Here is a 23983-nt window from a genome sequence, read left to right on the forward strand (position 1 = left end):
GGGTACGGGTTCGGGCGTCCGGTGCGTAACCGGGCCGGATGCAGGAGAACGGACGAGATCCCGTGCGGGTGCAGGGGATCTCGTCCGTCTCAGGTCGTCCCGCGGCGGACCGCGGGCTCAGAGGGTGCGGGTCAGCCGCGGGCGCCGAGCAGGTGCTCGGTGGCCAGCTGCTGCAGGCGCACGAAGCCGAAGCCCTTGCCGCCGAGGTAGGCGTCGGTGTCGAACGACTCGTACGAGGCGGCGTCCGCGAGCAGGTCGTCGTACGACTCGCCCTCGTTCAGCGTCGGGGTCGAGAGCTCGGCGACCTTCGCGGCGGCGAGCGCCTCCTGCACCTCGGGGTCGGCGCGGAAGGCCGCGGCGCGCTCCTTGAGCAGCAGGTAGGTGCGCATGTTCGCGGCGGCCGAGTCCCAGACTCCGGTCTCGTCCTCGGTGCGCGAGGGCTTGTAGTCGAAGTGGCGGGGGCCGTCGTAGGCCGGGACGCCACCGGGGCCGCCGTTCTCGAGGAGGTCGACGAGCGAGAACGCGTTGTGCAGGTCGCCGTGGCCGAAGACCAGGTCCTGGTCGTACTTGATGCCGCGCTGGCCGTTGAGGTCGATGTGGAAGAGCTTGCCGTGGTACAGCGCCTGGGCGATGCCGGCGGTGAAGTTCAGGCCCGCCATCTGCTCGTGGCCGACCTCGGGGTTCACGCCGACGAGCTCGGGGCGCTCGAGGGAGTCGATGAACGCGATCGCGTGCCCGAGCGTCGGCAGCAGGATGTCGCCGCGGGGCTCGTTCGGCTTGGGCTCGATGGCGAAGCGGATGTCGTAGCCCTTGTCGGTGACGTAGTCGCCGAGCAGGTTGACGGCCTCGCGGTAGCGCTCGAGCGCGGCGCGGATGTCCTTGGCGGCGTCGTACTCGGCGCCCTCGCGGCCGCCCCACATGACGAAGGTCTTCGCGCCCAGCTCGGCGGCGAGGTCGATGTTGCGGAGGACCTTGCGCAGTGCGAAGCGGCGGACGTCGCGGTCGTTCGAGGTGAAGCCGCCGTCCTTGAAGACCGGGGCGCTGAAGAGGTTCGTGGTGACCATCGGCACGATGAGGCCGGTCGACTCCAGAGCGCCCTTCAGGCGGTCGATCTGGGTCTGGCGCTCGGCGTCGGTGGAGCCGAAGGCGAACAGGTCGTCGTCGTGGAAGGTGAGGCCGTACGCGCCGAGCTCGTCGAGCTTCTCGACCGCGTGGACGACGTCGAGCGGCTCGCGGGTCGGGCCGCCGAACGGGTCCGTCCCGTTGTAGCCGATGGTCCAGAGGCCGAACGAGAACTTGTCGGCGCGGGTGGGGGTCAGGGACATGGGATCCGAATCCTTTCCGGCGACGTCGCCGAATTGTTGTTGTGCCCAACATATCCCGTGAGGGTCGCGAGGCGCAACGAGGGTCGAGGCGGTCGGCTCGTCGCAGGATCGCTTGCGCAAGCGCTTCGACTGTGCGTACAGTCGCTCCAGCACGACCGGTCGAAGCGCTTCGAAGCTCGATCGCGACCGACGACGACGTCCGGCAGGAGGAATCATGGCGACCATCCACGACGTGGCCCGCGCTGCCGGCGTCTCGATCAGCACCGTCTCCTACGCCCTCTCCGGCAAGCGCTCCATCGCCGCCTCCACCCGGCAGCGCGTCGACGACGCGGTGCGGCAGCTCGGCTACCGGCCCCACGCGGGAGCCCGGATGCTCGCGGGGGCGCGGACCCAGATCCTCGCCCTCTCCGCCCCGATGCGCGGCGAGCTGCACCTGCCGACCCATATGCGCTTCGTCACCGAGGTGCTCGAGCGCGCCCGGGAGTCGGACTACGACGTCCTGCTGCTCGTCACCGACGAGGCCTCCAGCGGCATCGGCCGCGTCTCCTCCTCCTCGCTCGTCGACGGCATCGTCCTGATGGGCGTCGACGACGACGACGACCGCGCCGAGCTGATCCGCGCGGCCGGGGTCCCCGCCACCTTCATCGGCGTGCCCGCCGACTCCCACGATCTCGCCTGCGTCGACCTCGACTTCGCCGAGGCTGCCCGGCAGAGTGTCCGCCGGCTCGCCGAGCTGGGCCACCGCTCGCTCGGCCTGCTCGAGCACCCGCAGTCCTACACCGACCGCAACGCCGGCTTCGTCCGCCGCTTCGACGAGGCGTTCCGCGCCGAGGCCGCCGCGCTCGGAGTCGAGATCGCGGTCGAGCGCCCGCACATCGGCCGCCCGAGCGCACAGGCCGCGATCGACGCGATCCTCGCCGCCCCCGTCCCGCCGACCGCACTCGTTCTGCACTGCAACGAGCCCGTGGCGGAGGCGGCGATCGAGCGCGTCCTCGAGCGCGGCCTCTCCGTCCCCGGCGACCTGTCGATCCTGGCGGCCTGCGCCAGCTACGACGGCGGCGCTCTTCCGGTCCCCACCAGCAGTCTTCCCCTCCCGTTCGACGCGATGTGCCGAGCGGCCGTCGCCCGGACCCTCCAGCAGATCGACTCCGGCCGCACCGTCGGCGTCGAGCTGCTCCCGCCCTCCTACGTCGACCGCGGATCCCTCGCGGTCGCTCCGACCGGCGCTCCGGCGCCGGCGGTCCCGTCCGGCACCCTCGCGCCGGCCTCCCTCTAGTCCTCCACCCTCGTCCCGCCCCGGGATCGGCCGGGTCCGCGGCCGGAGCTGGATCATCGTGCTGTTCCTGCTGGCCAACATGCTCCCGCAGGAGGCCCTGCTCTACCCGCTGTACTACATGTTCAAAGCGGTCGGGATCTACGACACCCAGCTCTCGGTCATCGTCATCTTCACCGTGATCCAGTCGGCGTTCGGCACCTATCTGCTCTCGAGCGTCTACGGCACCTTCCCGAAGGAGATCCTCGAGGCCGCGGCTCTCGACGGCGCCTCGAAGTGGCAGGTGCTCACCCGGGTGATCGTCCCGATCTCGCGGCCCACCCTCTCGGTGCTGATGATCTTCTTCTTCATCTGGACCTGGAACGAGTTCCTCATCCCGCTGGTCTTCCTGGTGAGCGACGCGACGCAGACCGTCCCGATCGCGATCTCGAGCCTCCAGGGCGACAAGATCATGGACGTCACGACGACCAGCGCGAGCGCGCTCCTGGGCCTGCTCCCGACGCTGATCTTCTTCCTGATCTTCCAGCGCACCCTCACCCGCGGCATCACCGCCGGCGCGGTCAAGTAGCCCTCTCTCCCTCCGTCGGCGCCTCCCTCGCGGGATCCGCCGGCGCGCCATCGAAAGGCACCTCCATGAAGTTCACCGACGGGTTCTGGCAGACGCGGGCCGGATTCACGCCCCTGTTCGCGCAGGAGGCGTACGACATCCGCACCGACGGCTCCTCGCTCGAGGTGATCGCCCCGACCCGGGTCATCCAGGGCCGCGGCGACGTCCTCAACCGGCCGGCGCTCACGGTCACGGTGTCCTCGCCGGCCGAGGGGGTCGCACGGGTGCGGATCGAGCACTGGCGCGGGACGGCGGCCCGCCTGGGCTTCGAGCTGGCCGAGGGCGACGTCGGAGCGGCGGAGGTGACGGAGACGGGCGGTGTGCTGCGCACCGGCGACCTCGAGGTCCGGATCGGGCAGGGCGCTCCGTGGTCGCTGGAGTTCTGGGACACCTCGACCGGCACGCGCCTCACCGGCTCGGGGCACAAGGCGCAGGGCTACCTGACCGGACCGGACGGAGCCGCCTACCTGCACGAGCAGCTCGACCTCGGCGTCGGCGAGCTGGTCTACGGGCTCGGCGAGCGCTTCGGCCCTTTCGTGAAGAACGGCCAGACCGTCGACGTGTGGAACGCCGACGGCGGCACCTCCTCCGAGCAGGCCTACAAGAACGTCCCGTTCTACCTCTCCAGCCGCGGCTACGGCGTGCTCGTGAACGACCCCGGCCTCGTCTCGTTCGAGATCGGCTCCGAGGCGGTCGAGCGCGTGCAGTTCTCGGTCGGCGGCGAGGCGCTGGAGTACCTCGTTATCCAGGGCCCGACGAAGAAGGACGTGCTGCGCCGCTACACCGGCCTCGCGGGCCGCCCCTCCGTCGTGCCCGCCTGGAGCTACGGGCTGTGGCTGACCACCAGCTTCACCACGAGCTACGACGAGGAGACGGTGAACTCCTTCATCGACGGCTTCGCGGAGCGGGAGCTGCCGCTGTCCGCGTTCCACTTCGACTGCTTCTGGATGCGCGAGTTCCAGTGGACCGACCTCGAGTGGGACCCGCGCACCTTCCCGGACCCCGAGGGGATCCTCGCCCGCCTGCACGAGCGCGGGCTGCACACCTGCGTCTGGATCAATCCGTACATCGCGCAGGCGTCGCCGCTGTTCGCCGAGGGGCGCGAGAAGGGGTACCTGCTCACGACGGCCTCCGGCGACGTCTGGCAGTGGGACATGTGGGTCGCGGGGATGGCGCTGATCGACTTCACCAATCCGGAGGCGACCTCCTGGTTCCAGGAGAAGCTCCGCGTCCTCGTGGGCCAGGGGGTCGACTCCTTCAAGACCGACTTCGGCGAGCGGATCCCGTCGGAGGGCGTCGTCTGGGCCGACGGGACCGACCCTGAGGCGATGCACAACTGGTACACCCAGCTCTACAACCGCGCGGTGCACGAGGTGCTCGAGCAGGAGCTCGGCGAGGGCCGCGCGGTCCTCTTCGCCCGCAGCGCCACCGTCGGCGGACAGTCGCTGCCGGTGCACTGGGGCGGGGACAACACCTCCTCCTACGTGTCGATGGCCGAGACCCTGCGCGGAGGCCTCTCGCTCGCGCTGGGCGGGTTCGGCTTCTGGGCGCACGACATCGGCGGCTTCGAGGGCACGCCCGATCCCGGTGTGTTCAAGCGCTGGCTCGCGTTCGGCCTGCTCTCCTCGCACTCGCGGCTGCACGGATCCTCCTCGGTGCGCGTGCCGTGGGCGTTCGACGAGGAGGCCGTGGAGGTCACCCGGCTCTTCACCCGGCTGAAGCTCTCGCTGATGCCCTACCTCTTCGCGGCGGGGGCGGAGGCGGCGCGCACCGGCGTCCCGATCATGCGCCCGATGGCGCTCGAGTTCGAGGACGACCGCAGCGCCGCCCACCTCGACACGCAGTACCTGCTCGGGCACGACCTGCTCGTCGCTCCGGTGTTCACCGAGGACGGCACGGTCGAGTTCTACCTCCCGCGCGGGACGTGGACGAGCTGGTGGACGGGCGAGCGGATCGACTCGACGGGGGAGTGGCGACGGGAGGTCCACGGCTTCGACTCGCTGCCGCTGTACGTGCGCGAGGGCGCGGTGATCCCGGTGGGCGCCCGTCAGGACTCGGCCGAGTACGACTACCTCGACGGGCTCGAGCTGCGGGTGTTCCCGGGTCCGGACGGAGCGACGCCGGTCCGGGTCGTCGCACACGACACGGGGGAGGAGACGGTGTTCACCGTGACGCGCTCCGGCGGCGACGTCTCGGTCGACGGCCCGGCCGGCACCTGGACCTGGACCCGCGCCGGAGACTGAGTCGCGCGCCGTCAGCTGAGAAGGGGGTCCCTCGCTCCAGGGCGGAGGGACCCCCGTCTCAACTGACGTTGGGGGCGGCGGGCGCCGTCCGACCCGCCGATAGGCTGGCATCGGCCAGCAGAGGAGACCGCGGATGCCCGACCACGCGACGCGCGGCAACAACCTCGACCGCGTCCGGCGCCACAACCTCTCGGCGATCCTCCGCCTCGTGCACCGCGGCGGCCCCCGCTCCCGCTCGCAGCTGACCCGCCTGACCGGCCTCAACCGCTCGACGATCGCGGCGCTGGTCGGCGAGCTGGTCGAGCTCGGCATCGTGCGCGAGCGCGAGCCCGCCACGCCGAACCAGGTCGGCCGGCCGAGCCCCGTCGTCGAGGCCGATCCCGGAGTCGTCGCGCTCGCCGTGAACCCCGAGATCGACGCCGTCACGGTCGCCGTGGTCGGCGTCGACGCCGTCGTCCGCCGCCGCATCCGCCGCGCCGCCTCCGTCCCCACCGCCGAGGCCGCCGCTCGTCTGGCGGCCGAGGCGGTCGCCGAGCTGCTGGCCGAACTGCCCGAGGAGACGCGGACGGTCGGCATCGGCGTCGCCGTGCCCGGTCTCGTCCGCGACGCCGACGGCCTGGTCCGGGTCGGCCCGCACCTCGGCTGGAACGACGAGCCCTTCTCCCGCATGCTCGCCGACGCGACCGGCCTGCCCGTCCTCTCGGCGAACGACGCCAACCTCGGCGCGCTCGCCGAGAGCGTCCTCGGCGCCGGCCGCGACGTCTCGCACCTCGTCTACCTCAACGGCGGCGCGAGCGGAGTGGGTGCCGGCGTCATCGTCGGCGGTGCGCCTCTGCACGGCATCGACGGCTACGCGGGGGAGATCGGCCACACCCTCGTCAACAGCGCGGGCATCGACTGCCACTGCGGCGCCGTCGGCTGCCTCGAGACCGAGGTCGGCCGCGCCGAGCTGCTCACCGTGCTCGGCCTCGACGAGAGCGAGCGGCTGGAGGAGGCGCTCGCCGCCTCCGAGGACCCGGCCGTCCGCGCCGAGGTCGAGCGCCAGCTCGGGCACCTCGCGGTCGCCCTGCGCAACGTGATCAACGTGTTCAACCCGCAGCTCGTGGTGCTGGGCGGCTTCCTCGGTGCGCTGATCGGAGTCGCGCCGGGGTTCCTGGAGGAGCGCCTGAGCCGCGGCGGTCCCTTCCGGGTCGCGCTCGACTCCGTGCGCATCGTGCGGACCGAGCTCGGCGCCGATCTGCTCATGCTGGGCGCTGCTGAGCTCGCCTTCGAGCGTCTGCTGGCCGACCCGCTCGGCACTCCGCTCCACCCGGTCTGACCCGTCGGCGGGCCGAGGGGTGGCGCCGCTGACCGACACGTGGTCGAATTGATTCGACCGAGCGGCGTGGAGCCGATCGGGTCCGCTCCCGCGCCGAGGACGACACCGGCCGCACCTCTCCCTCCCATCCCGCTGCGCCCCGCGCAGGAAGGCACTCCGTGTCCACTCTCGCCTCGACTCCGACCGGCTCCGTCCCCGTGCACCGCCACCCGGGCGACGCCCTCACGGCCCGCCAGCGCCTCGTCTACGTGATCGTCCTCGGCTCGCTGACCGCCCTCGGGCCGTTCACGATCGACCTCTATCTGCCGGCGTTCCCCGCGCTGCAGAGCGAGCTGAACGTCTCGGAGGCGGCGGTCCAGCTGACGCTGACCGGCACGACCCTCGGCTTCGCGCTCGGCCAGCTGGTCGTGGGCCCCTGGAGCGACGCGGTCGGCCGGCGCCTGCCGATCCTGCTGGCCACGTCGCTGCACGTGCTGGCCTGCGTCGGCGCGGCGCTCGCCCCCGAGATCGTCACGCTCGGCGTCTTCCGCTTCCTGATGGGAGCCGGCGCGGCGGCGGGCGGCGTGGTCGCGATGGCGATGGTCCGCGACCTCTTCGGCGGACGCCCGCTGGTGCGGATGCTGTCCCGCCTCGCCCTGGTGTCGGGCCTCGCGCCCGTGCTGGCGCCGGTCATCGGCTCGCAGCTGCTGCTGATCATGGACTGGCGCGGGATCTTCGTCTTCCTCGCCGCGTACGGCGTGCTGGTCGTCGCGGCCGTCGGCCTCCTCGTCGTCGAGACGCGGCCCCGCGCGGCCCGGCACGAGCGCGAGCACCGCTCGCTCGTGCAGCGCTACCGGGCCGTCCTCAGCGACCGCGTGTTCCTCGGAGTGGCGGTGATCGGGGGCATGACCTTCGCCGGCCTGTTCACCTACCTCTCCAGCTCCTCGTTCCTGTTCCAGGGCCTCTACGGATTCGACGCGCAGCAGTACGGCCTGCTCTTCGCCGTGAACTCGCTCGGCGTCGTCCTCGGCGTGCAGGCGTCCTCCTACCTCAGCCGGAGGATCGGTCCGCAGTGGATCCTCGCGATCACGACGCTGACGCTGTTCACCTCCGCCGGCCTGATCGCCCTCTTCGACGTGCTCGGGCTGGGGCTCTGGGGCACGCTGGTCCCGCTGTGGTTCTTCATCGCGTCGTGCGGCTTCAGCTTCCCCTGCGTGCAGGTCCTCGGCCTGGTCAACCACGGCCGGGAGGCGGGGACGGCCGCGTCGCTGCTCGGAGCGGTGAACTTCGGCACCGCCGGACTGCTGTCGCCGATCTCCGGGATCTTCGGCGCAGGCTCGGCCGTGCCGATGGCGCTGGTGATGATGGCGACGGCGACCGTGTCGATCCTGGCGCTCTGGCTGATCGTCCGGCCGAGGAGCGTCCCGGCGCTGCAGGACTGAGCGGGCGGCTCCGGCGGGTCCCGGCGGTCCGGCGCGCCCCGCTCCTGCGGCTCCTCCCGGGCGTTCCGACCCTCGCTGGATCCGCTCCCGAGCACCGCTGCTACAGTCCCCTCCCATGTCCTCCCGCGACTCCTCCGCCCTGCTCGCCGAGCTCTCCGACCCCGACCGCGACGTCCGCCTCCGCGCGGCGATGACCCTGGGCGAGCTCGCCGAGCCCGCCACCGCCGAGCCCCTCGCCGCGCACCTCTGGGAGGAGCCGGACTTCTTCGTCCGCGACGTGCTCACCTGGTCGCTCGGCCGGCTCGGCTCCGCAGCCGTCCCCGTCGCCCGCGAGGCGCTCGGCCGCGAGCCGCGGGTGCGCACGCAGGCGCTGCACGTGCTCAGCAAGATCCTCGACCCGCACACGCTCGACGACATCGCCCCGCTGGCCGCCGACTCCGAGCCCGCCGTCGCCGCGAAGGCCCGCTTCGCGCTGGGCCGCCTCGGCGACGAGCGTGCGCTGCCGGTCCTGCTCGGCCTGCTCGGCGACGACGACGCGGAGGCGCAGAACGTGCTCACCGACGTCCTCGCCTCCTTCGGCGCCGCGGCCGTCCCCGGTCTGGAGCAGGCCCTCCGCGAGGGGTCCGCGCCGGTCCGCCGTCACGCCGCCGCCGCCCTCGGCTACCTGGGCGTCGACGCACGACCGGCCGTCGACGCGCTGGACAGGGCCGCCGGCAGCGACGACTCCGCCCTCGCGGTCTCGGCCGTGATGGCGCTCGGCTCGATCACCGGTCCCGACGCGGCCGCCGCGCTCGAGCGGGCCTCCGCCTCGGACGACTCCCGCGTGAGCGCCGTCGCCGCGCGGCTCCTCGCCCGCGCCTCCGAGCCGACCCGGCTCGACGCCCTCCGCGCCGCCCGCCTGGCCCGCGCGGCCGGCTGAGCCGCGCCGCGGACGTCCGCGGGGAGAGGCCGGGCATCCGAGCGGCCGGCCGAGCCGTCCCGCAACCCCCAGCGGGGGAACGCCTTTGGCGGCATCATGTCCGGATGGATCACCGCGACGACCGACTGTCGACCGAGCCCGGAATCGCGCGCCCGGACGCCGTCCAGCGCTCGCGGATGCGCGAGCAGGTGCCGTCCGACGACGTCGCCGCGCGGCTGCTGACGAAGGAGGCGGCGCACCGGGTCTCCCGCCGCTGGCCGCTGATCTCCGCATCGCTCGCGATCCTGCTCACGGTGCTCCTCGCCGTGCTGATCGCCTTCCGCCCCACCTCAGCCTTCCGCTTCGACGTGGAGTGGATGGACGAGATCGTCGAGCACCGCTCGCCGGTGTGGGACATCCCGGCCCTCGTCATGAACACGGTCGGAGCGGGACTCGTCGGCACGACGCTCATCCCGCTCGGCATCGTCGCCGTACTGCTGGTGTTCCGGAGGCGGTGGGCCGCGCTCTACTACGCGATCGCCGCGCTGGTCAGCGTGGGCGCCACCCAACTCGTCAAGGAGTTGGTGGGACGCGCCCGCCCGGCCGACATGCTCGTCACCAGCGACTACGGCTCCTTCCCCTCCGGCCACACCGCCAACGCCGCGACGACGGCGATGGTGCTGGCCCTGGTGTTCCCGCTGCTGTGGGTCTGGATCGCCGGCTTCCTCTACACCGTGGCGATGATGGCGAGCCGCACCTACCTCGGCGCCCACTGGCTGAGCGACACCGTCGGCGGCCTGCTGCTCGGGATCGGGGTGGCGCTCGTGGTCTGGGCTCCGCTCGCCGGCCGCCTGCGCACCGAGGCCGAGCTCCCGCACCCGCCGATCTGGATCCGCCGCACCACCTGACGCGCGCAGACCCTCCCCGTGGGAGGGCCGGGGGATCGCGGGGTCGGACGTCCGCGGCGCCCGAGGAGCGCGGAGGCCTGCCGATCAGCCGAAGGCGGAGAGGGAGTCGAGCTCGTTGAAGGTGTAGACGTGCAGGCCCGCGAGGCGGTCGCCCGCCGCCGCTTCCAGTCGCGCGACGAAGGCGGACGGGTCGAAGCGGCGTCCGCGGAGCAGCCCGCCGGCCACTGAGGTGCTCCGATTCAGGAAGCCGAGCGAGGAGCCCACTCCGATCCGCGCGCCGAGCGTCAGCAGCCGCGAGCGCTCGACCGGCCCCGGCACACCCGCCCACAGGTCGGCGGTGATCCCCGTCTCGCGCAGCCGGTCGGCGTAGCGGACCACCGCGTCGACGTCGAAGCACATCTGCGTGACGATCGAGCGGATGAACGGAGCGCGCTCGCGCAGGTGCCGCTCGATGCTCTCGTCGGAGAGGTGCGGGTGGCCCTCGGGGTAGCCCGCGATGTCCAGGGCAAGCCCCGGCGAGATCTCGCGAGCGTCGCGGATGAGCTCGAGGCTCGTGGAGTAGGTGCCGGCCGCCGAGGACGCGTCGCCCGAGATCACGAACGCCTCGTCGATCCCCGCCTCGCCCATCCGACCGAGGACCCGCTCCAGCGCGCCGCGGCCCTCGACGTTCCTCGCCGCCAGGTGGGGTACCACGCGGAATCCGCGGTGGGCCAGCGCGAGCGCGCAGTCCACGGTCCGCCCGGTCCCGTGCTTCGGCAGGCTCGTCACGGTCAGCGTCACCGCGGAGGGGTCCGGGAACGCCCGCGCGGCGCGCTCGCCGATGTCGTCGGCCGGGATGATCTCGAAGCGCGCGCGGGTCATCGGCCCAGCCTGCCACGCGGAGGCGGAGCGGCGCGGGCGGTCGCCGCGCCGCACGAGTGTCGGAGGGGCGCCCTAGCCTGGAGCCGATCGCCGCCCGGCGGTCGCGGAAGGAGTCGCGTGTACCTGGAGTCCGGACGCGTGGTCACGAGCCCCACCGACCTGTCGAACTGGGCGGCCTGCGAGTGGGCCGTCCTCCGCCGGTTCGACGCCCTTCTGGGCCGCGCCCCGCGCCTCGATGCAGAGAAGGACGCGATGCTCGAGCGCACCGCGGTGCTCGGCGACGAGCACGAGCACCGCTTCCTCGCCGAGCTGAAGCGCACGCACGAGGTGCTCGAGTTCGAGCGCCCCGAGCCCGCCGGCTACCCCGCGGCGGCCGAGGCGGCCGTCGAGGCGATGCGCGCCGGGGTCGACGTGCTCTACCAGGCCACCTTCTTCGACGGCGACTTCCTCGGCTTCTCGGACTTCCTCCTCCGCACCGCCGACGGCGCCTACGAGGTCTACGACACCAAGCTCGCCCGGCACGCGAAGATCCCGGCGCTGCTGCAGCTCGCCGCCTACGCCGAGCAGATGCAGGCCCGTGGCATCCGCGTGGGGGAGCAGGTGCACCTCGTGCTCGGCGACGGCTCCGTCACCAGCCACGAGCTGGCCGTCGTCGCCCCGGTCCAGCGGGTGCAGCGCGCCCGGCTCCGCGCCGTGCTCGCCGAGCGCCTCGCCGCCGACGAGCCGCTGGCGTGGGGCGATCCGCGGTATCCCTCCTGCGGGCGCTGCTCCGTCTGCGCGCCCGAGGTCCAGGCGCACCGCGATCCGATCCTCGTCGCCGGGATGCGGCTCGACCAGCGCGCGAAGCTCGCGGCGGCCGGCGTCCTGACCCTCGACGCACTGGCCGAGCACGACGGCCCCGTGCCCGGCCTGGGCGCGGGCACGCTCGAGGGCCTGCGCGCCCAGGCGAGGCTGCAGCTGCGGTCGGAGTCCTCGCCGGTGCCGACCGTCGAGGTGATCGACGCCTCCGTGCTCGCCGCGCTGCCCGCCCCCGACCCGGGCGACCTCTTCTTCGACTTCGAGGGCGACCCGCTGTACACCGAGGACACCCGCGAGTGGGGCCTCGACTACCTCTTCGGCATGGTCGACGACCAGGAGCGCTTCACCGCGCTCTGGGCGCACGACCTCGCGGACGAGCGCCGCGCGCTCCTCGACTTCCTCGCGCTGCTGCAGGCCCGCCGCGCCGAGCACCCCCGGATGCACGTCTACCACTACGCCTCCTACGAGCGCAGCCACCTGCTCTCGCTCGCGCTCCGGCACGGCGTCGGGGAGGAAGAGGTCGACGCGCTCCTGCGCGACGGCGTCCTGGTCGACCTGTACCCGGTGGTGCGGCGGGCGCTCCGCGTGGGCTCGCGCAGCTACTCGCTGAAGAAGCTGGAGCCGCTCTACATGGGCGACGAGGAGCGGGACGCGTCCGGCGTCACGAACGCCGCCGACAGCATCGAGATGTACGTGGAGGCGCGGGCGGCGCTGGAGGCCGATCCGGTCGACGGCCGGCGCCGGCTCGACCTCGTCGCCGAGTACAACGCCTACGACTGCCGCTCCACGCTGCGCCTGCGCGACTGGCTCCTCGAGCTCGCTCCGCCGCGCGAGGAGCTGCCGCCGCTGCTCGAGGTCGAGATCCCCGTGCCCCGCGAGCCGCACCCGGTCGCGGTCGCCCTGCTGGCGCAGGTCGAGGGGATCGAGCCGCGCGAGCGCACGCCCGACCAGACCGCGCTCGCCCTCGCCGGCGCGGCGATCGACTACCACCGCCGCGAGGCCAAGACCTTCTGGCAGGAGCACTTCGACCGCCTCCGGCAGCCGCTGGACGAGTGGGCGGACACCCGCGACGTCGTGATGATCGACCGGGTCGAGGTCGTCCGCGACTGGGCGAAGCTCCCACGGGCCCGCACGCAGTCGCGCGAGCTGCGGATCCTCGGCCGACTCGCTCCCGGCAGCCGGCTCGGCGTCGGCTCCTCGCCGTACCTGGTCTACGAGGCCCCGGCGCCCCCCGGTGCGCCCTCACCCGGTCCCGGTCTGCGCGGCGCCTCCGAGCGCTCCGAGATCCTCGCGGTCGACGACGACGGCGAGCGGATCGTCCTGCTCCTCAAGGAGGGCCTGAAGGCGGGGGAGGAGCCTCACGACGACGCCCCCGTGGCCCTCGCCCCCGCGCCGCCGCCGCGTGCCGCTCCCCAGCCCGAGGCGATCGCGGAGTGGGGCGCCGAGGTCCTCGACGCGCTGCCCGCGATGCCGGCCGACCCGGCGCTCGACGTCCTCCGCCGCGTGCCGCCGGCCGCCGTCGCTCCTGTGCAGGGCGACGACGTGATCGGCGCGGTCGTCACGACTCTGCTCGGACTCGACCGGGCGACCCTCGCCGTGCAGGGGCCGCCCGGCACCGGGAAGACCTACGTCGGCTCCCACGTCATCGCGCGGCTGGTGAACGAGCACGGCTGGCGGATCGGCGTGGTCGGCCAGTCGCACTCGGTGGTCGAGAACGTGCTGAGCGCGGTCGTCGGCCGCGGCGTCGATCCCTCCCGGGTGGCGAAAGTGCCCAGGAGCGGCACGTCGCCCGAGGCGCTCGAGGCCGCGCCCTGGGCGCCGGTGAAGAACGCGGCGGCGCTCACCGCGGTCCTCGAGGAGGGCGGCGGCTGCGTCATCGGCGGCACCGCCTGGACCTTCGCGAACCCGGTCACCGTGCCGCGCCGCTCGCTCGACCTCCTGGTGGTCGACGAGGCCGGGCAGTTCTCGCTCGCTCCGACGATCGCGTCGGCCGTCTCCGCTCAGCGCCTGCTCCTGCTCGGCGACCCTCAGCAGCTGCCCCAGGTGAGCCAGGGCGCGCACCCGGAGCCGGTCGACGAGTCGGCGCTCGGCTGGCTCGCCGACGGTCACGACGTCCTCCCGCCCGAGTACGGCTACTTCCTCGCGCAGACCCACCGGATGCACCCGGCGCTCTCCGACGCCGTCTCCGAGCTCTCCTACGAGGGCGCGCTGCGGTCGCGGGCGCCGGAGGTGCGCCACCTGGAGGGGGTCGAGCCGGGCGTGCACTCCGTCCCGGTCGAGCACGCGGGCGACACCACCTCCTCGCCGGACGAGGCGAGGCGCGTCGTCGAGATCGCCCTCTCCCTCGTCGGCCGCACCTGGACCGACGAGCACGGCGAGCGGACGCTGACCGCGGCCGACGTCATCGTCGTCGCGCCCTACAACGCTCAGGGCGGGCTCCTCCGCGCCGCCCTCGACGCCGCGGGCCTCGAGGAGACGCCGGTCGGCACGGTCGACCTCTTCCAGGGCAGGGAGGCGGTGGTCGCCATCGTCTCCCTCGCCGCGTCCTCGGGGGCGGACGTCCCGCGCGGGATGGAGTTCCTCCTCCTGCCCAACCGCCTGAACGTCGCGGTCTCGCGGGCGAAGTGGGCGGCGTACCTAATGCACTCGCCGGCGCTCGCCGCCTCGCTCCCGACCTCGCTGACCGGCCTCGAGCACCTCTCCGGCTTCCTCCGCCTGCTCGAGCGGGGAGAGCGGGCCGCCCTGTGACGGATCCGGTGGCCGAAGGAGGCGCTCCACTCCGATTCCGTCGGTGTTCGGCATGGTGGACGACGCGATCCGTCGCTACGGTGTCCCCATGAGAATCCTCCTGGTCGGCGCCGGCGGCGTCGGCGACGCCTTCGCGAAGATCGCCGCGCGCCGCTCCTTCTTCGAGCAGATCATCGTCTGCGACTACGACCTCGCCCGGGCCGAGCGCACGGTCGCCTGGATCGCGGAGCGGCACGGTGCGGACGACCGCTTCGTCGCCGCGCGGATCGACGCCTCCGACGCCGAGAACGTCGAGACCGTCGCCCGCGCGCACGGGGCGACCCATGTGATGAACGCGGTCGAGCCGCGCTTCGTCCCGACGATCTTCGCCGGAGCGCTCGCCGCCGAGGCCGACTACCTCGACATGGCGATGAGCCTCTCCCTCCCGCACCCCGAGCAGCCCCACGAGCTGACCGGGCTCAAGCTCGGCGACGAGCAGTTCGCCGCCGCGGAGGAGTGGTCCTCCCGCGGCCGCCTCGCCCTGGTGGGCATGGGCGTGGAGCCGGGGCTCTCCGATGTCTTCGCCCGCTACGCCTCCGACCACCTCTTCGACGAGATCGACGAGCTGGGAGTGCGAGACGGCGCGAACCTCGTCGTGCACGACGCGGACGGCCGCGAGATCTTCGCTCCGTCCTTCTCCATCTGGACCACGATCGAGGAGTGCCTGAACCCGCCGGTGGTGTTCGAGCGCGACCGCGGCTGGTACACCACGGCCCCCTTCTCGGAGCCCGAGGTGTTCGAGTTCCCCGAGGGCATCGGTCCAGTCGAGTGCGTGAACGTCGAGCACGAGGAGGTGCTGCTGATGCCGCGCTGGCTGGACGCGAAGAAGGTCACCTTCAAGTACGGCCTCGGCGAGCAGTTCATCGGCGTCCTGCGCACTCTCCACCTCCTCGGCCTCGACAGCACCGAGCCCCTGCGGGTCCGCTCGGCCGGCGGTCCCGTCGAGGTGTCGCCGCGCGACGTCGTGGCCGCCGCTCTGCCCGATCCGGCCGGCATCGGCCCGCGGATGACCGGCAGGACCTGCGCCGGCCTCTTCGTCTCGGGCACGAAGGACGGCGCTCACCGCGAGGTGTACCTCTACCACGTGAGCGACAACGAGTGGACGATGGCCGAGTACGGCACCCAGTGCGTGGTCTGGCAGACGGCGCTCAACCCGGTGGTCGCGCTCGAGCTCCTCGCGACCGGCGTGTGGACCGGCGCCGGAGTGCTCGGGCCGGAGGCGTTCAGCGCCGACCCGTTCCTCGAGCTGATGGCCCGCCCCGAGGCCGACGGCGGGTACGGACAGTCCTGGCACGTCCGCGAGGACTGACCGGCGCCGCCGACCCTAGGCTGAGCCCATGAGTGACGACGACGGGCTCGCCTCGGCGAGAGACGAGGCGCGCGCGGCCCTGGAGGCCGCCCGCCGACTGCAGGCGGAGGCCGCCGAGGCCCTGGCGCGAGCGGAGGCGGCGGCCGCGGCGCTGAACGCGGCGGCCGGCCCGGAGGAGGCGGAGGCCGTCGCCGACGACGTGCGGCTGGTCGCGGCGTCGGAGAGCGGAGCGGAGCAGTCCGCCGCTCCCGTTGCTGCTGACGCCGTCGCTGCGGTCGCCGTCTCCTCCGGTCCGGTTGCTCCGGGGGCCGATGCTCCGCCCGTCGTCGCTCCGGAAGCCGCTGCTCCGCCCGCGCCCTCCGCGCTCGCCCCGGCCCCCGGCCCGCTCCCCGAGAGCGCCGTCGACGCGGTGCGCGCCGGGTACGCGTTCTCCGGCCCGGCCCTCGAGCTCGGCGCCCTCGTCAACGGCGACGCGCGGATCGACGTCCCCGTCCGCATCCCGCTCGGCATGCTCAACCGGCACGGCCTCGTCGTCGGCGCGACCGGCACCGGCAAGACCAAGACGCTGCAGGTCCTCGCCGAGCAGCTCTCGGCCCACGGCGTCCCCGTCTTCGCCGCGGACATCAAGGGCGACCTCTCCGGCCTCGCCACTCCGGGCGCCGCGACCGACGCGCTGCTCGCCCGCACCCGCGGCATCGGCCAGGACTGGCGAGCGGAGGCGGCCCCCGCCGAGTACTTCGCGCTCGGCGGCATCGGCACCGGCATCCCTGTCCGCGCCACCGTCACCGGCTTCGGAGCACTGCTGCTCGCGAAGGTGCTCGGCCTCAATCACACGCAGGAGTCGAGCCTCGGCCTCGTCTTCCACTACGCCGAGAGCGCCGGCCTCCCGCTCGTCGACCTGTCCGACCTCCGCGCCGTGCTCACCTACCTCGTCGGCGACGAGGGCAAGTCCGAGCTCGCCGAGCTCGGCGGGCTGTCCAAGGCGACCGCCGGCGTGATCCTCCGCGAGCTGATCGCGTTCGCCGACCAGGGCGCCGACGTGTTCTTCGGCGAGCCCGAGATCGACACGGCCGAGTTCCTCCGCCTCGCCGCCGACGGGCGCGGCGTCGTCAGCCTCCTCGAGGTCCCCGGAGTCGCCGACCGACCGGCTCTGTTCTCCACCTTCCTGATGTGGCTGCTCGCCGACCTCTTCAACGACCTGCCGGAGGTCGGCGACCTCGACAAGCCGAAGCTGGTGTTCTTCTTCGACGAGGCGCACCTGCTCTTCCGCGACGCGTCGAAGGACTTCCTCGCCGCGATCACCCAGACCGTGCGCCTCATCCGCTCCAAGGGCGTCGGCATCGTCTTCGTCACGCAGACCCCGAAGGACGTGCCCGGCGACGTCCTCGCCCAGCTCGGCTCCCGCGTGCAGCACCAGCTCCGCGCGCACACGCCGGACGATGCCAAGGCCCTCCGCGCCACCGTCTCGACCTACCCCGAGAGCGACTACGACCTCGGCGAGGTCCTCCAGGCGCTCCCCATCGGCGAGGCGATCGTGACGGTCATGAACGAGCGCGGCGCCCCGACCCCGGTCGCCTGGACGCGTCTCCGCGCCCCGCTCGGCTCGATGAAGCCCACCCCCGAGGCCGACCGCGAGGCGAGCGTCCAGAGGTCCCCGCTGCTCGCGCGCTACGGCACGTCCCTCGACCGCGACTCCGCCCGCGAGATCCTCACCCGTCGGCTCGACGCCGCCGCCGACGCCGAGGAGGCCCGCGCCGCCGCCGAGCAGCAGGCCGCCGACGACGCCCGCCGCGCGAAGGAGGACGCGCGCCGCGCGAAGGAGGAGACCGCGGACGCCGCCCGCCGCGCCAAGGAGCGGGCCGCCGCCGAGCGCGCCGCCGACCAGGCCGCCGAGCGCTCCCGGCGGCGCACGGCACCGACGTCGCGCGGGACCCGCACCGCCCGCCGCGACAAGACGGTCGTCGAGGAGGTGCTGGGCTCGAGCGCCGGCAGGACGCTGCTGCGCGAGGTGGTCCGCGGGATCTTCGGGACCGCCCGACGGCGTTGACGCGACCCGGGCCACTCGGCGAGACGAGGCGCTAACGGGAGCGTGTTAGCGTCGGTAGCGTGAGTGAGAGCGGGACGACGCGGGAGCGGATCCTCCGGGCGACGGTGGAGCTGCTGGCGGACGGCGGGCGGGACGCGGTGTCGACGCGGGCGATCAGCGCGGCGGCGGGGGTGCAGGCGCCCACGATCTACCGGACGTTCGGCGACCTGCGCGGGCTGCTCGACTCGGCCGCGGCAGCCGGTTTCGCCACGGCTCTCGCCGACTTCGAGCGGAGCGAGGCGCCGGCCGACCCGGTCGACGCGCTCCGGGCCGCCTGGGACCACCACGTCGCCTTCGGGCTCGCCGAACCGCACCTCTACGCGCTGATGTTCACCGCGCGGCCGGGGGAGGAGTCGGAGGCGGCGCGCCTGTCCCGCGGCGTCCTCCTCGACGCGGTCCGCGCCGTCGCCGAGGCCGGCCGCCTCACGGTCGACGTCGAGCGCGCCTCCCGCCTGCTCCAGTCGGCCGCACTCGGCTGCACCCTCACGCTGACCGCCCTCGCCGACCCGGACGACGAGCTCTCGTCCCGCTCGCGCGAGTCCGTCCTCGCGGCGATCACCACGGCGGAGGCGGGCCCCACCGATCCCGCCGCCCGCGCGGTCGTCGCGCACGCCGTCGCCCTGCGCACCGCGCTGCCGCAGATCGAGCCCTTCAGCGCGGGGGAGCGGCTCCTGCTCGACGAATGGCTCGAGCGCATCGCCGACTGAGCATCCGCGTCGCCGCGGCTCCGTGTCGCCGGCCGCTCGTCCGCGATGTCGTTATACGGATGGCGACGGGCACGATCCGGTGCCGGCACCTACGGTCGGACCATGTCGCGATCCATAGCCGAACTCTTCTTCCGCCCCGTCTGCGCCGCCTGCTCGGCCCCGCTCGTCGCCCGCCGTGGCGCGTTCTGCTCCGACTCCTGCGCGCGGACGAATCACCTCTACGGCTGATCCCGCCTTCGGCGCGACTCCTCGGCGGCCGATCACGCAGGCCCCGCCCGGTACGGATGCTCGCGCCCACGGGTCGAATGCCGCCCACGGGTTAAACAAAACGGTGCCCGTGCTGGCGAGAGCAACGGGCACCGTTCGCGGAGGATGGGGGATTCGAACCCCCGAGGGCTTTCACCCAACACGCTTTCCAAGCGTGCGCCATAGGCCACTAGGCGAATCCTCCTGGCACGACCTGAGCCGCGACTCATCGATACTAGCCGGTGTCGGAGGCTCCCGCTGACCACGACCCCGACACGCCCCGCTCTCCTCGGCCGTCGTCGTCGGTTATACTGTCACCCGGCTCCCCGCGTGGCGCCATCCAGGCCAACTCCCCCAGGGCGGAAACGCAGCAAGGGTAACCGGGCTCTGGCGGGTGCGCGGGGGGTCTTCTTCCGTTGACGGGCCGCGGTGGCGGCGGAGGCTCCTCCACAGCCCTCCGACCTGCACGGACTCCCATCCCTGGCCTCTACCCAGCCAGCCGGAGGGACCCCCTCGGTAGGCTGGATTCGATGGTTCAGAGCATCTACATCTCGTCCGCCGAAGGTCATTCGGGCAAGTCCACGGTCGCCCTCGGCGTCCTCGATGCGCTCAGCAGCCAGGTGCAGCGGGTCGGCGTCTTCCGCCCGATCGCCCGCTCCACCTCCGAGCCGGACTACGTGCTCGAGATGCTGCTCGGCCACTCCGACTCGGGCCTCGCCTACGAGGACTGCATCGGCGTCACCTACGAGGACGTCCACGCCGACGGCGAGGCGGCGCTCTCGCGGATCGTCGAACGCTACAAGGGCGTCGAGGCGCGGTGCGACGCGGTCGTCATCCTCGGGTCCGACTACACCGATGTGGGCAGCCCCACCGAGCTCGGCTACAACGCCCGCATCGCCGCCAACCTCGGCGCTCCGGTCCTGCTGGTCCTCACGGGCCGGGACTCGTCCCGCAGCGAGCAGCTGGGCCAGGCGCCCGCGCGCACTCCCGAGGAGATGCGCCAGATCACCGAGCTCGCCTCGGTCGAGCTGCGCACCGCGCACGCGAGCCTCATCGGAGTGATCGCGAACCGCGCCGATCCCGACACCGCCGCCGACGCCGTCGCCGCGATCCGCGAGAGCATCCCCGCCACCGTCCCGGTCTGGGCGATCCGCGAGGACCCGTTCCTCGTCGCTCCGAGCCTGTCCCGGCTGGTCGAGGCGGTCGACGGCGTCGTCGTCGCGGGCGATCCGGAGCTGCTCGGCCGCGAGGCGCTCGGTGTGGTGATCGCCGGCATGTCCATGGTCAACGTCCTGCCGCGGCTCACCGAGGGAGGCGTCGTGATCGTCCCCGGCGACCGGCCCGAGGTCGTCCTCGCCGTGATCATGGCGTACGCCTCCGGCACGTTCCCCACCGTCACCGGCATCATCCTCAACGGCGGCTTCGAGCTGCCGGAGCCGATCGTCCGGCTGATCGAGGGCGTCGACAGCCGCGTGCCGATCGTCATGACCGAGCTCGGCACCTACGACACCGCCGTCCGCGTCACCGCGGCCCGCGGGCGACTGGCTGCCGACTCCCCGCGCAAGCGCGACACCTCCCTCGCCCTCTTCCAGGAGGCGGTCGACGCGGTCGAGCTGCTCACGCTGCTCGACGTCGGCCGTTCCGAGGTCGTCACGCCGCTGATGTTCGAGTACGGGCTGATCGAGCGCGCGCGCATCGCCGACCGCCACATCGTCCTGCCCGAGGGCGGCGACGACCGGATCCTCCGCGCCGCCGCGACCGTGCTCAAGCGCGGCATCGCGCGGCTCACGATCCTGGGCGAGGAGGCCGAGATCCGCGCCCGCGCGGCGGGCCTCGGCCTCGACCTCGACGGCGCCCGCGTGCTGAGCACCCTCGACCCGGAGCACCGCGCGCGCTTCGCCGAGGAGTACGCCCGCATCCGCGCGCACAAGGGCATCACCTACGACCACGCCTACGACACGGTCACGGACGTCTCCTACTTCGGCACGATGATGGTGCAGCTCGGCCTGGCCGACGGCATGGTCTCGGGAGCCGCGCACACGACGGCGCACACCATCCGCCCCGGCTTCGAGATCATCAAGACGAGCCCGGGCGTCTCCGTCGTCTCGAGCGTGTTCCTGATGGCGCTCGCCGACCGCGTCCTGGTCTACGGCGACTGCGCGGTGAACCCCGACCCGACCGAGGCGCAGCTCGCCGACATCGCGATCTCGTCCGCCGAGACCGCCCAGCAGTTCGGCATCGACCCCCGCATCGCGATGCTCTCCTACTCCACGGGCGAGAGCGGAGCCGGAGCCGACGTCGAGAAGGTCCGCGCGGCGACGGCTCTGGTGCGCGAGCGCCGGCCCGACCTGCTCGTCGAGGGCCCGATCCAGTACGACGCGGCGGCGGACGCGGCGGTCGCGGCGTCGAAGATGCCCGGCTCCCAGGTCGCCGGACGCGCGACGGTGTTCATCTTCCCCGACCTCAACACGGGCAACAACACGTACAAGGCCGTGCAGCGCTCGGCCGGCGCCGTCGCCATCGGGCCGGTCCTGCAGGGCCTGCGCAAGCCGGTCAACGACCTCTCCCGCGGCGCGCTCGTGCAGGACATCGTGAACACCGTCGCGATCACGGCCATCCAGGCCGCGACGCAGGCCATCGTCCCGCCCACCGCCGCCATCCCCGTGGTGCGCTAGCGGCGACCCCGCCGCCGCCCCTCCCGACCCCGATCACCCCAGGAGTCCCCTCATGTCCGTCGTCCTCGTCGTCAACAGCGGTTCGTCGTCGTTCAAGTACCAGCTCATCGAGATGACCACCGAGGAGACCCTCGCCAGCGGCCTCGTCGAGCGGATCGGCGAGGACACCGGCCGCACGAAGCACACCCGCGACGGGGAGTCGTTCGAGATCGAGGGGCCGATCCCCGACCACACCGCCGGCTTCGACGCGATGATCCGCGCGTTCGGCGAGCACGGTCCGAGCCTCGACGAGTTCCCTCCCGTCGCCGTGGGCCACCGCGTCGTGCACGGCGGCAAGCGCTTCTTCGAGCCCACCGTCGTCACCGACCTGGTCAAGATCAACATCGAGGACCTCGCCGACCTCGCCCCGCTCCACAACCCCGCCAACCTCGAGGGCATCGAGGCGGCGCAGAAGGCCTTCCCGGACGTCCCGCACGTCGCCGTCTTCGACACCGCCTTCCACCACACGATCCCGGCCGAGGCGTCGACCTACGCGCTGCCCGCCGAGCTCGCCGAGAAGCACCGCGTCCGCCGCTACGGCTTCCACGGCACCTCGCACAAGTTCGTCTCGGAGGCCGCCGCCGCCTACCTCGGCCGCCGCCGCTCCGACCTGAAGACGATCGTCCTGCACCTGGGCAACGGAGCGTCCGCCTGCGCCGTCGACGGCGGCGTCTCCGTCGAGACCTCGATGGGCATGACCCCGCTCGAGGGCCTGGTCATGGGCACCCGCTCCGGAGACCTCGACCCGGCCGTCGTGTTCCACCTCGCCCGCAAGGCCGGCCTCTCGATCGACGAGCTCGACACCCTCCTCAACCGCCGCAGCGGGCTCCTCGGACTCACGGGACGCGGCGACATGCGCGACGTCCAGGAGGCGGCCGAGGCCGGCGACGAGCAGGCCCGCGCCGGACTCGAGGTCTACTACCACCGCCTCCGCCACTACATCGGTGCCTTCTACGCCCAGCTGGGCCGCGTCGACGCCGTGGTGTTCACGGCCGGAGTCGGCGAGAACGTCGCCGCCGTCCGCGCCGGCGCCCTGCGCGGCCTCGAGGGCCTCGGCATCGAGCTCGACCCCGAGCGCAACACGTCCGCCGACCGCGGCGCCCGCCGCATCTCCACCGACGACTCCCGCGTCACCGTCCTCGTCGTCCCCACCAACGAGGAGCTGGAGATCGCCCGGCAGAGCTTGTCGGTCGTGTAGCGGCGCAGCCGCGACACGACTCGCGGTCGGCTTCCAGGGGTGGTGGCTCCCGCAGAGCGGGGTGCGTCGGGCCGCCCTGAATCGCTGACACGCGGCGGCGTCTGCTCGTCGTGCAGCGGTGACCCGCTGCACGACCTCGGTCGGCTTCTCGTGGGGTCTCGTTCCGCAGAGCGGGGTGCGTCGGGCTGCCCTGAATCGCTGACACGCGGCGGCGTCTGCTCGTCGTGCAGCGGTGACCCGCTGCACGACCGCGGTCGGCTCCTCGTGGGGTCTCGTTCCGCAGAGCGGGGTGCGTCGGGCCGCCCTGAATCGCTGACACGCGATTCCGGGTCGCGGCCCTCTGCCGGATGCTCGGACGCTCTTGCTGGTCGAGCAGCCGCGGCGGCTCAGGGCAGCAGGCGCGCGTCGCCCGCGTAGAGGTTGAAGCCGGAGCCGCGGCTGAAGCCGATCAGGGTGAGGCCGGAATCGCGGGCCAGGTCCACCGCCAGCGACGACGGGGCACCGACCGCGGCGAGCAGGGGGATGCCGGCCATCACGGCCTTCTGCACCAGTTCGAACGAGGCGCGCCCCGACACCTGCAGGAGCGTCCCGCGCAGCGGCAGCCGGCCCTCCCGGAGCCCCCAGCCGACCACCTTGTCCACGGCGTTGTGCCGCCCGACGTCCTCCCGGAGCACCAGCAGCGAGCCGTCCGCGTCGAACAGCCCGGCCGCGTGGACGCCGCCCGTCCGCTCGAACACCGCCTGCGCCTCGCGGAGCCGGTCCGGGAGCGAGACCAGCAGCTCCCGCTCCACCCGCAGCCCGTCCTCCGCGACGCTCCACGCCGAGTCGGTGGCGACCGCCTCGAGCGACGCGAGCCCGCACACTCCGCACGAGCTCGTCGTGTAGACCGACCGCTCGCGCTCGAGCAGCACGGACTCCCGTCCGCCTCGGACACTCGCATCGACCACGTTGTAGGTGTTCTCGCCCGGCCCGGAGCCGCTGGCGCAGTAGCGCATCGCCGCCAGCTGCTCCGACTCGGTGAGCACCCCCTCGGACACCAGGAACCCGGCGACCAGGTCGAAGTCGTCGCCGGGTGTGCGCATGGTCACGCTGAAGCGCCGTCCGCCGACGCGGATCTCGAGCGGCTCCTCGACGGCGAGGACGTCCTCGCGGCGGCGGGGCGGATCGTCCGCGCGGACAGCGGTCAGGCGGGTGCGGGCGACACTGCGGGTCATGGGTCTCCTCAGGCGGTGGAGGTCATCCTCCCACCGGGAACCGGGAGCGATGCCGGGGTGCGGACGTACG

General features: G+C 73.1%; 16 protein-coding genes, 1 tRNA gene, 1 other RNA gene and 1 pseudogene. 15 read left to right on the forward strand and 4 right to left on the reverse strand.

Translation table 11 applies throughout. The features are described from left to right. Window positions 1–131: 131 nt before the first annotated feature. Window positions 132–1325, reverse strand: a complete 1194-nt coding sequence (gene xylA, locus C5D44_RS15555; protein ID WP_104282191.1) for a xylose isomerase — start codon at window positions 1323–1325, stop codon at window positions 132–134. Window positions 1326–1539: 214 nt separating this feature from the next. Between xylA and C5D44_RS15560 the strand changes: the two genes are divergently transcribed. The 7 genes and pseudogenes from C5D44_RS15560 (at window position 1540) to C5D44_RS15590 (ending at window position 9993) form a co-directional block, all read left to right on the forward strand. Next, window positions 1540–2601 (forward strand): LacI family DNA-binding transcriptional regulator, encoded by a 1062-nt coding sequence (locus tag C5D44_RS15560; protein WP_104282192.1) that lies wholly within the window; start codon window positions 1540–1542, stop codon window positions 2599–2601. 22 nt (window positions 2602–2623) lie between these two features. Then, window positions 2624–3166, forward strand: a pseudogene (locus C5D44_RS15565) (carbohydrate ABC transporter permease); the annotation flags it as partial. A gap of 65 nt (window positions 3167–3231) precedes the next feature. Beyond that, window positions 3232–5448, forward strand: a complete 2217-nt coding sequence (gene yicI / locus C5D44_RS15570; RefSeq protein WP_104282193.1) for an alpha-xylosidase — start codon at window positions 3232–3234, stop codon at window positions 5446–5448. A 133-nt stretch (window positions 5449–5581) separates the two neighbouring features. Continuing rightward, window positions 5582–6766, forward strand: a complete 1185-nt coding sequence (locus C5D44_RS15575; RefSeq protein WP_104282194.1) for an ROK family transcriptional regulator — start codon at window positions 5582–5584, stop codon at window positions 6764–6766. Window positions 6767–6924: 158 nt separating this feature from the next. After that, window positions 6925–8187 (forward strand): multidrug effflux MFS transporter, encoded by a 1263-nt coding sequence (locus C5D44_RS15580; RefSeq protein WP_181118534.1) that lies wholly within the window; start codon window positions 6925–6927, stop codon window positions 8185–8187. A gap of 115 nt (window positions 8188–8302) precedes the next feature. Then, window positions 8303–9106, forward strand: coding sequence for a HEAT repeat domain-containing protein (locus C5D44_RS15585; RefSeq protein WP_104282195.1), 804 nt, complete (start codon window positions 8303–8305; stop codon window positions 9104–9106). Between the two features lie 104 nt (window positions 9107–9210). After that, complete coding sequence (locus tag C5D44_RS15590; protein WP_258067432.1) at window positions 9211–9993, forward strand: phosphatase PAP2 family protein; 783 nt, start codon at window positions 9211–9213, stop codon at window positions 9991–9993. Between the two features lie 84 nt (window positions 9994–10077). Here the strand turns inward: C5D44_RS15590 and C5D44_RS15595 are convergent, their stop codons facing one another. Further along, on the reverse strand, window positions 10078–10854 hold the full coding sequence (locus C5D44_RS15595; protein WP_146088071.1) for a methylenetetrahydrofolate reductase: 777 nt from the start codon (window positions 10852–10854) through the stop codon (window positions 10078–10080). A gap of 117 nt (window positions 10855–10971) precedes the next feature. Between C5D44_RS15595 and C5D44_RS15600 the strand changes: the two genes are divergently transcribed. From C5D44_RS15600 to C5D44_RS18580, 5 genes are all read left to right on the forward strand, one after another. Then, window positions 10972–14400: a bifunctional RecB family nuclease/DEAD/DEAH box helicase gene (locus tag C5D44_RS15600; RefSeq protein ID WP_104282197.1), complete on the forward strand. Its 3429-nt coding sequence runs from the start codon at window positions 10972–10974 to the stop codon at window positions 14398–14400. A gap of 88 nt (window positions 14401–14488) precedes the next feature. After that, the gene (locus tag C5D44_RS15605; RefSeq protein WP_104234533.1) at window positions 14489–15748 is read left to right on the forward strand and encodes a saccharopine dehydrogenase family protein; all 1260 of its coding nucleotides are present in this window, start codon (window positions 14489–14491) and stop codon (window positions 15746–15748) included. 28 nt (window positions 15749–15776) lie between these two features. After that, entirely contained in the window at window positions 15777–17795 is a 2019-nt protein-coding gene (locus C5D44_RS15610; RefSeq protein ID WP_104282198.1) for a helicase HerA-like domain-containing protein, read from the forward strand. A 59-nt stretch (window positions 17796–17854) separates the two neighbouring features. Next, window positions 17855–18541 carry a TetR/AcrR family transcriptional regulator gene (locus tag C5D44_RS15615; protein ID WP_104277790.1) on the forward strand — a complete coding sequence of 229 codons (687 nt, stop codon included), beginning with the start codon at window positions 17855–17857 and terminating at the stop codon, window positions 18539–18541. Between the two features lie 102 nt (window positions 18542–18643). After that, window positions 18644–18769 carry a hypothetical protein gene (locus C5D44_RS18580; protein ID WP_258060618.1) on the forward strand — a complete coding sequence of 42 codons (126 nt, stop codon included), beginning with the start codon at window positions 18644–18646 and terminating at the stop codon, window positions 18767–18769. 138 nt (window positions 18770–18907) lie between these two features. On the opposite strand, the gene C5D44_RS15620 is transcribed toward C5D44_RS18580, so the two are convergent. Beyond that, window positions 18908–18992, reverse strand: a tRNA-Ser gene (locus tag C5D44_RS15620). 112 nt (window positions 18993–19104) lie between these two features. Between C5D44_RS15620 and ffs the strand changes: the two genes are divergently transcribed. From ffs to C5D44_RS15635, 3 genes are all read left to right on the forward strand, one after another. Beyond that, window positions 19105–19201: signal recognition particle sRNA small type (ffs, locus tag C5D44_RS15625), an RNA gene on the forward strand. A gap of 116 nt (window positions 19202–19317) precedes the next feature. Continuing rightward, window positions 19318–21462, forward strand: coding sequence for a phosphate acetyltransferase (gene pta / locus C5D44_RS15630; RefSeq protein ID WP_104227473.1), 2145 nt, complete (start codon window positions 19318–19320; stop codon window positions 21460–21462). Between the two features lie 52 nt (window positions 21463–21514). Continuing rightward, a complete protein-coding gene (locus tag C5D44_RS15635; protein WP_104277912.1) occupies window positions 21515–22699 on the forward strand; it encodes an acetate/propionate family kinase in 1185 nt (394 codons plus the stop codon). 386 nt (window positions 22700–23085) lie between these two features. Here C5D44_RS15635 and fdhD read toward each other — a convergent pair whose 3' ends face one another. Beyond that, window positions 23086–23913, reverse strand: coding sequence for a formate dehydrogenase accessory sulfurtransferase FdhD (gene fdhD, locus C5D44_RS15640; protein ID WP_104277913.1), 828 nt, complete (start codon window positions 23911–23913; stop codon window positions 23086–23088). Window positions 23914–23983: the final 70 nt, after the last annotated feature.

The organism is Rathayibacter sp. AY1B5 (assembly GCF_002932795.1).
Lineage (GTDB): Bacteria > Actinomycetota > Actinomycetes > Actinomycetales > Microbacteriaceae > Rathayibacter.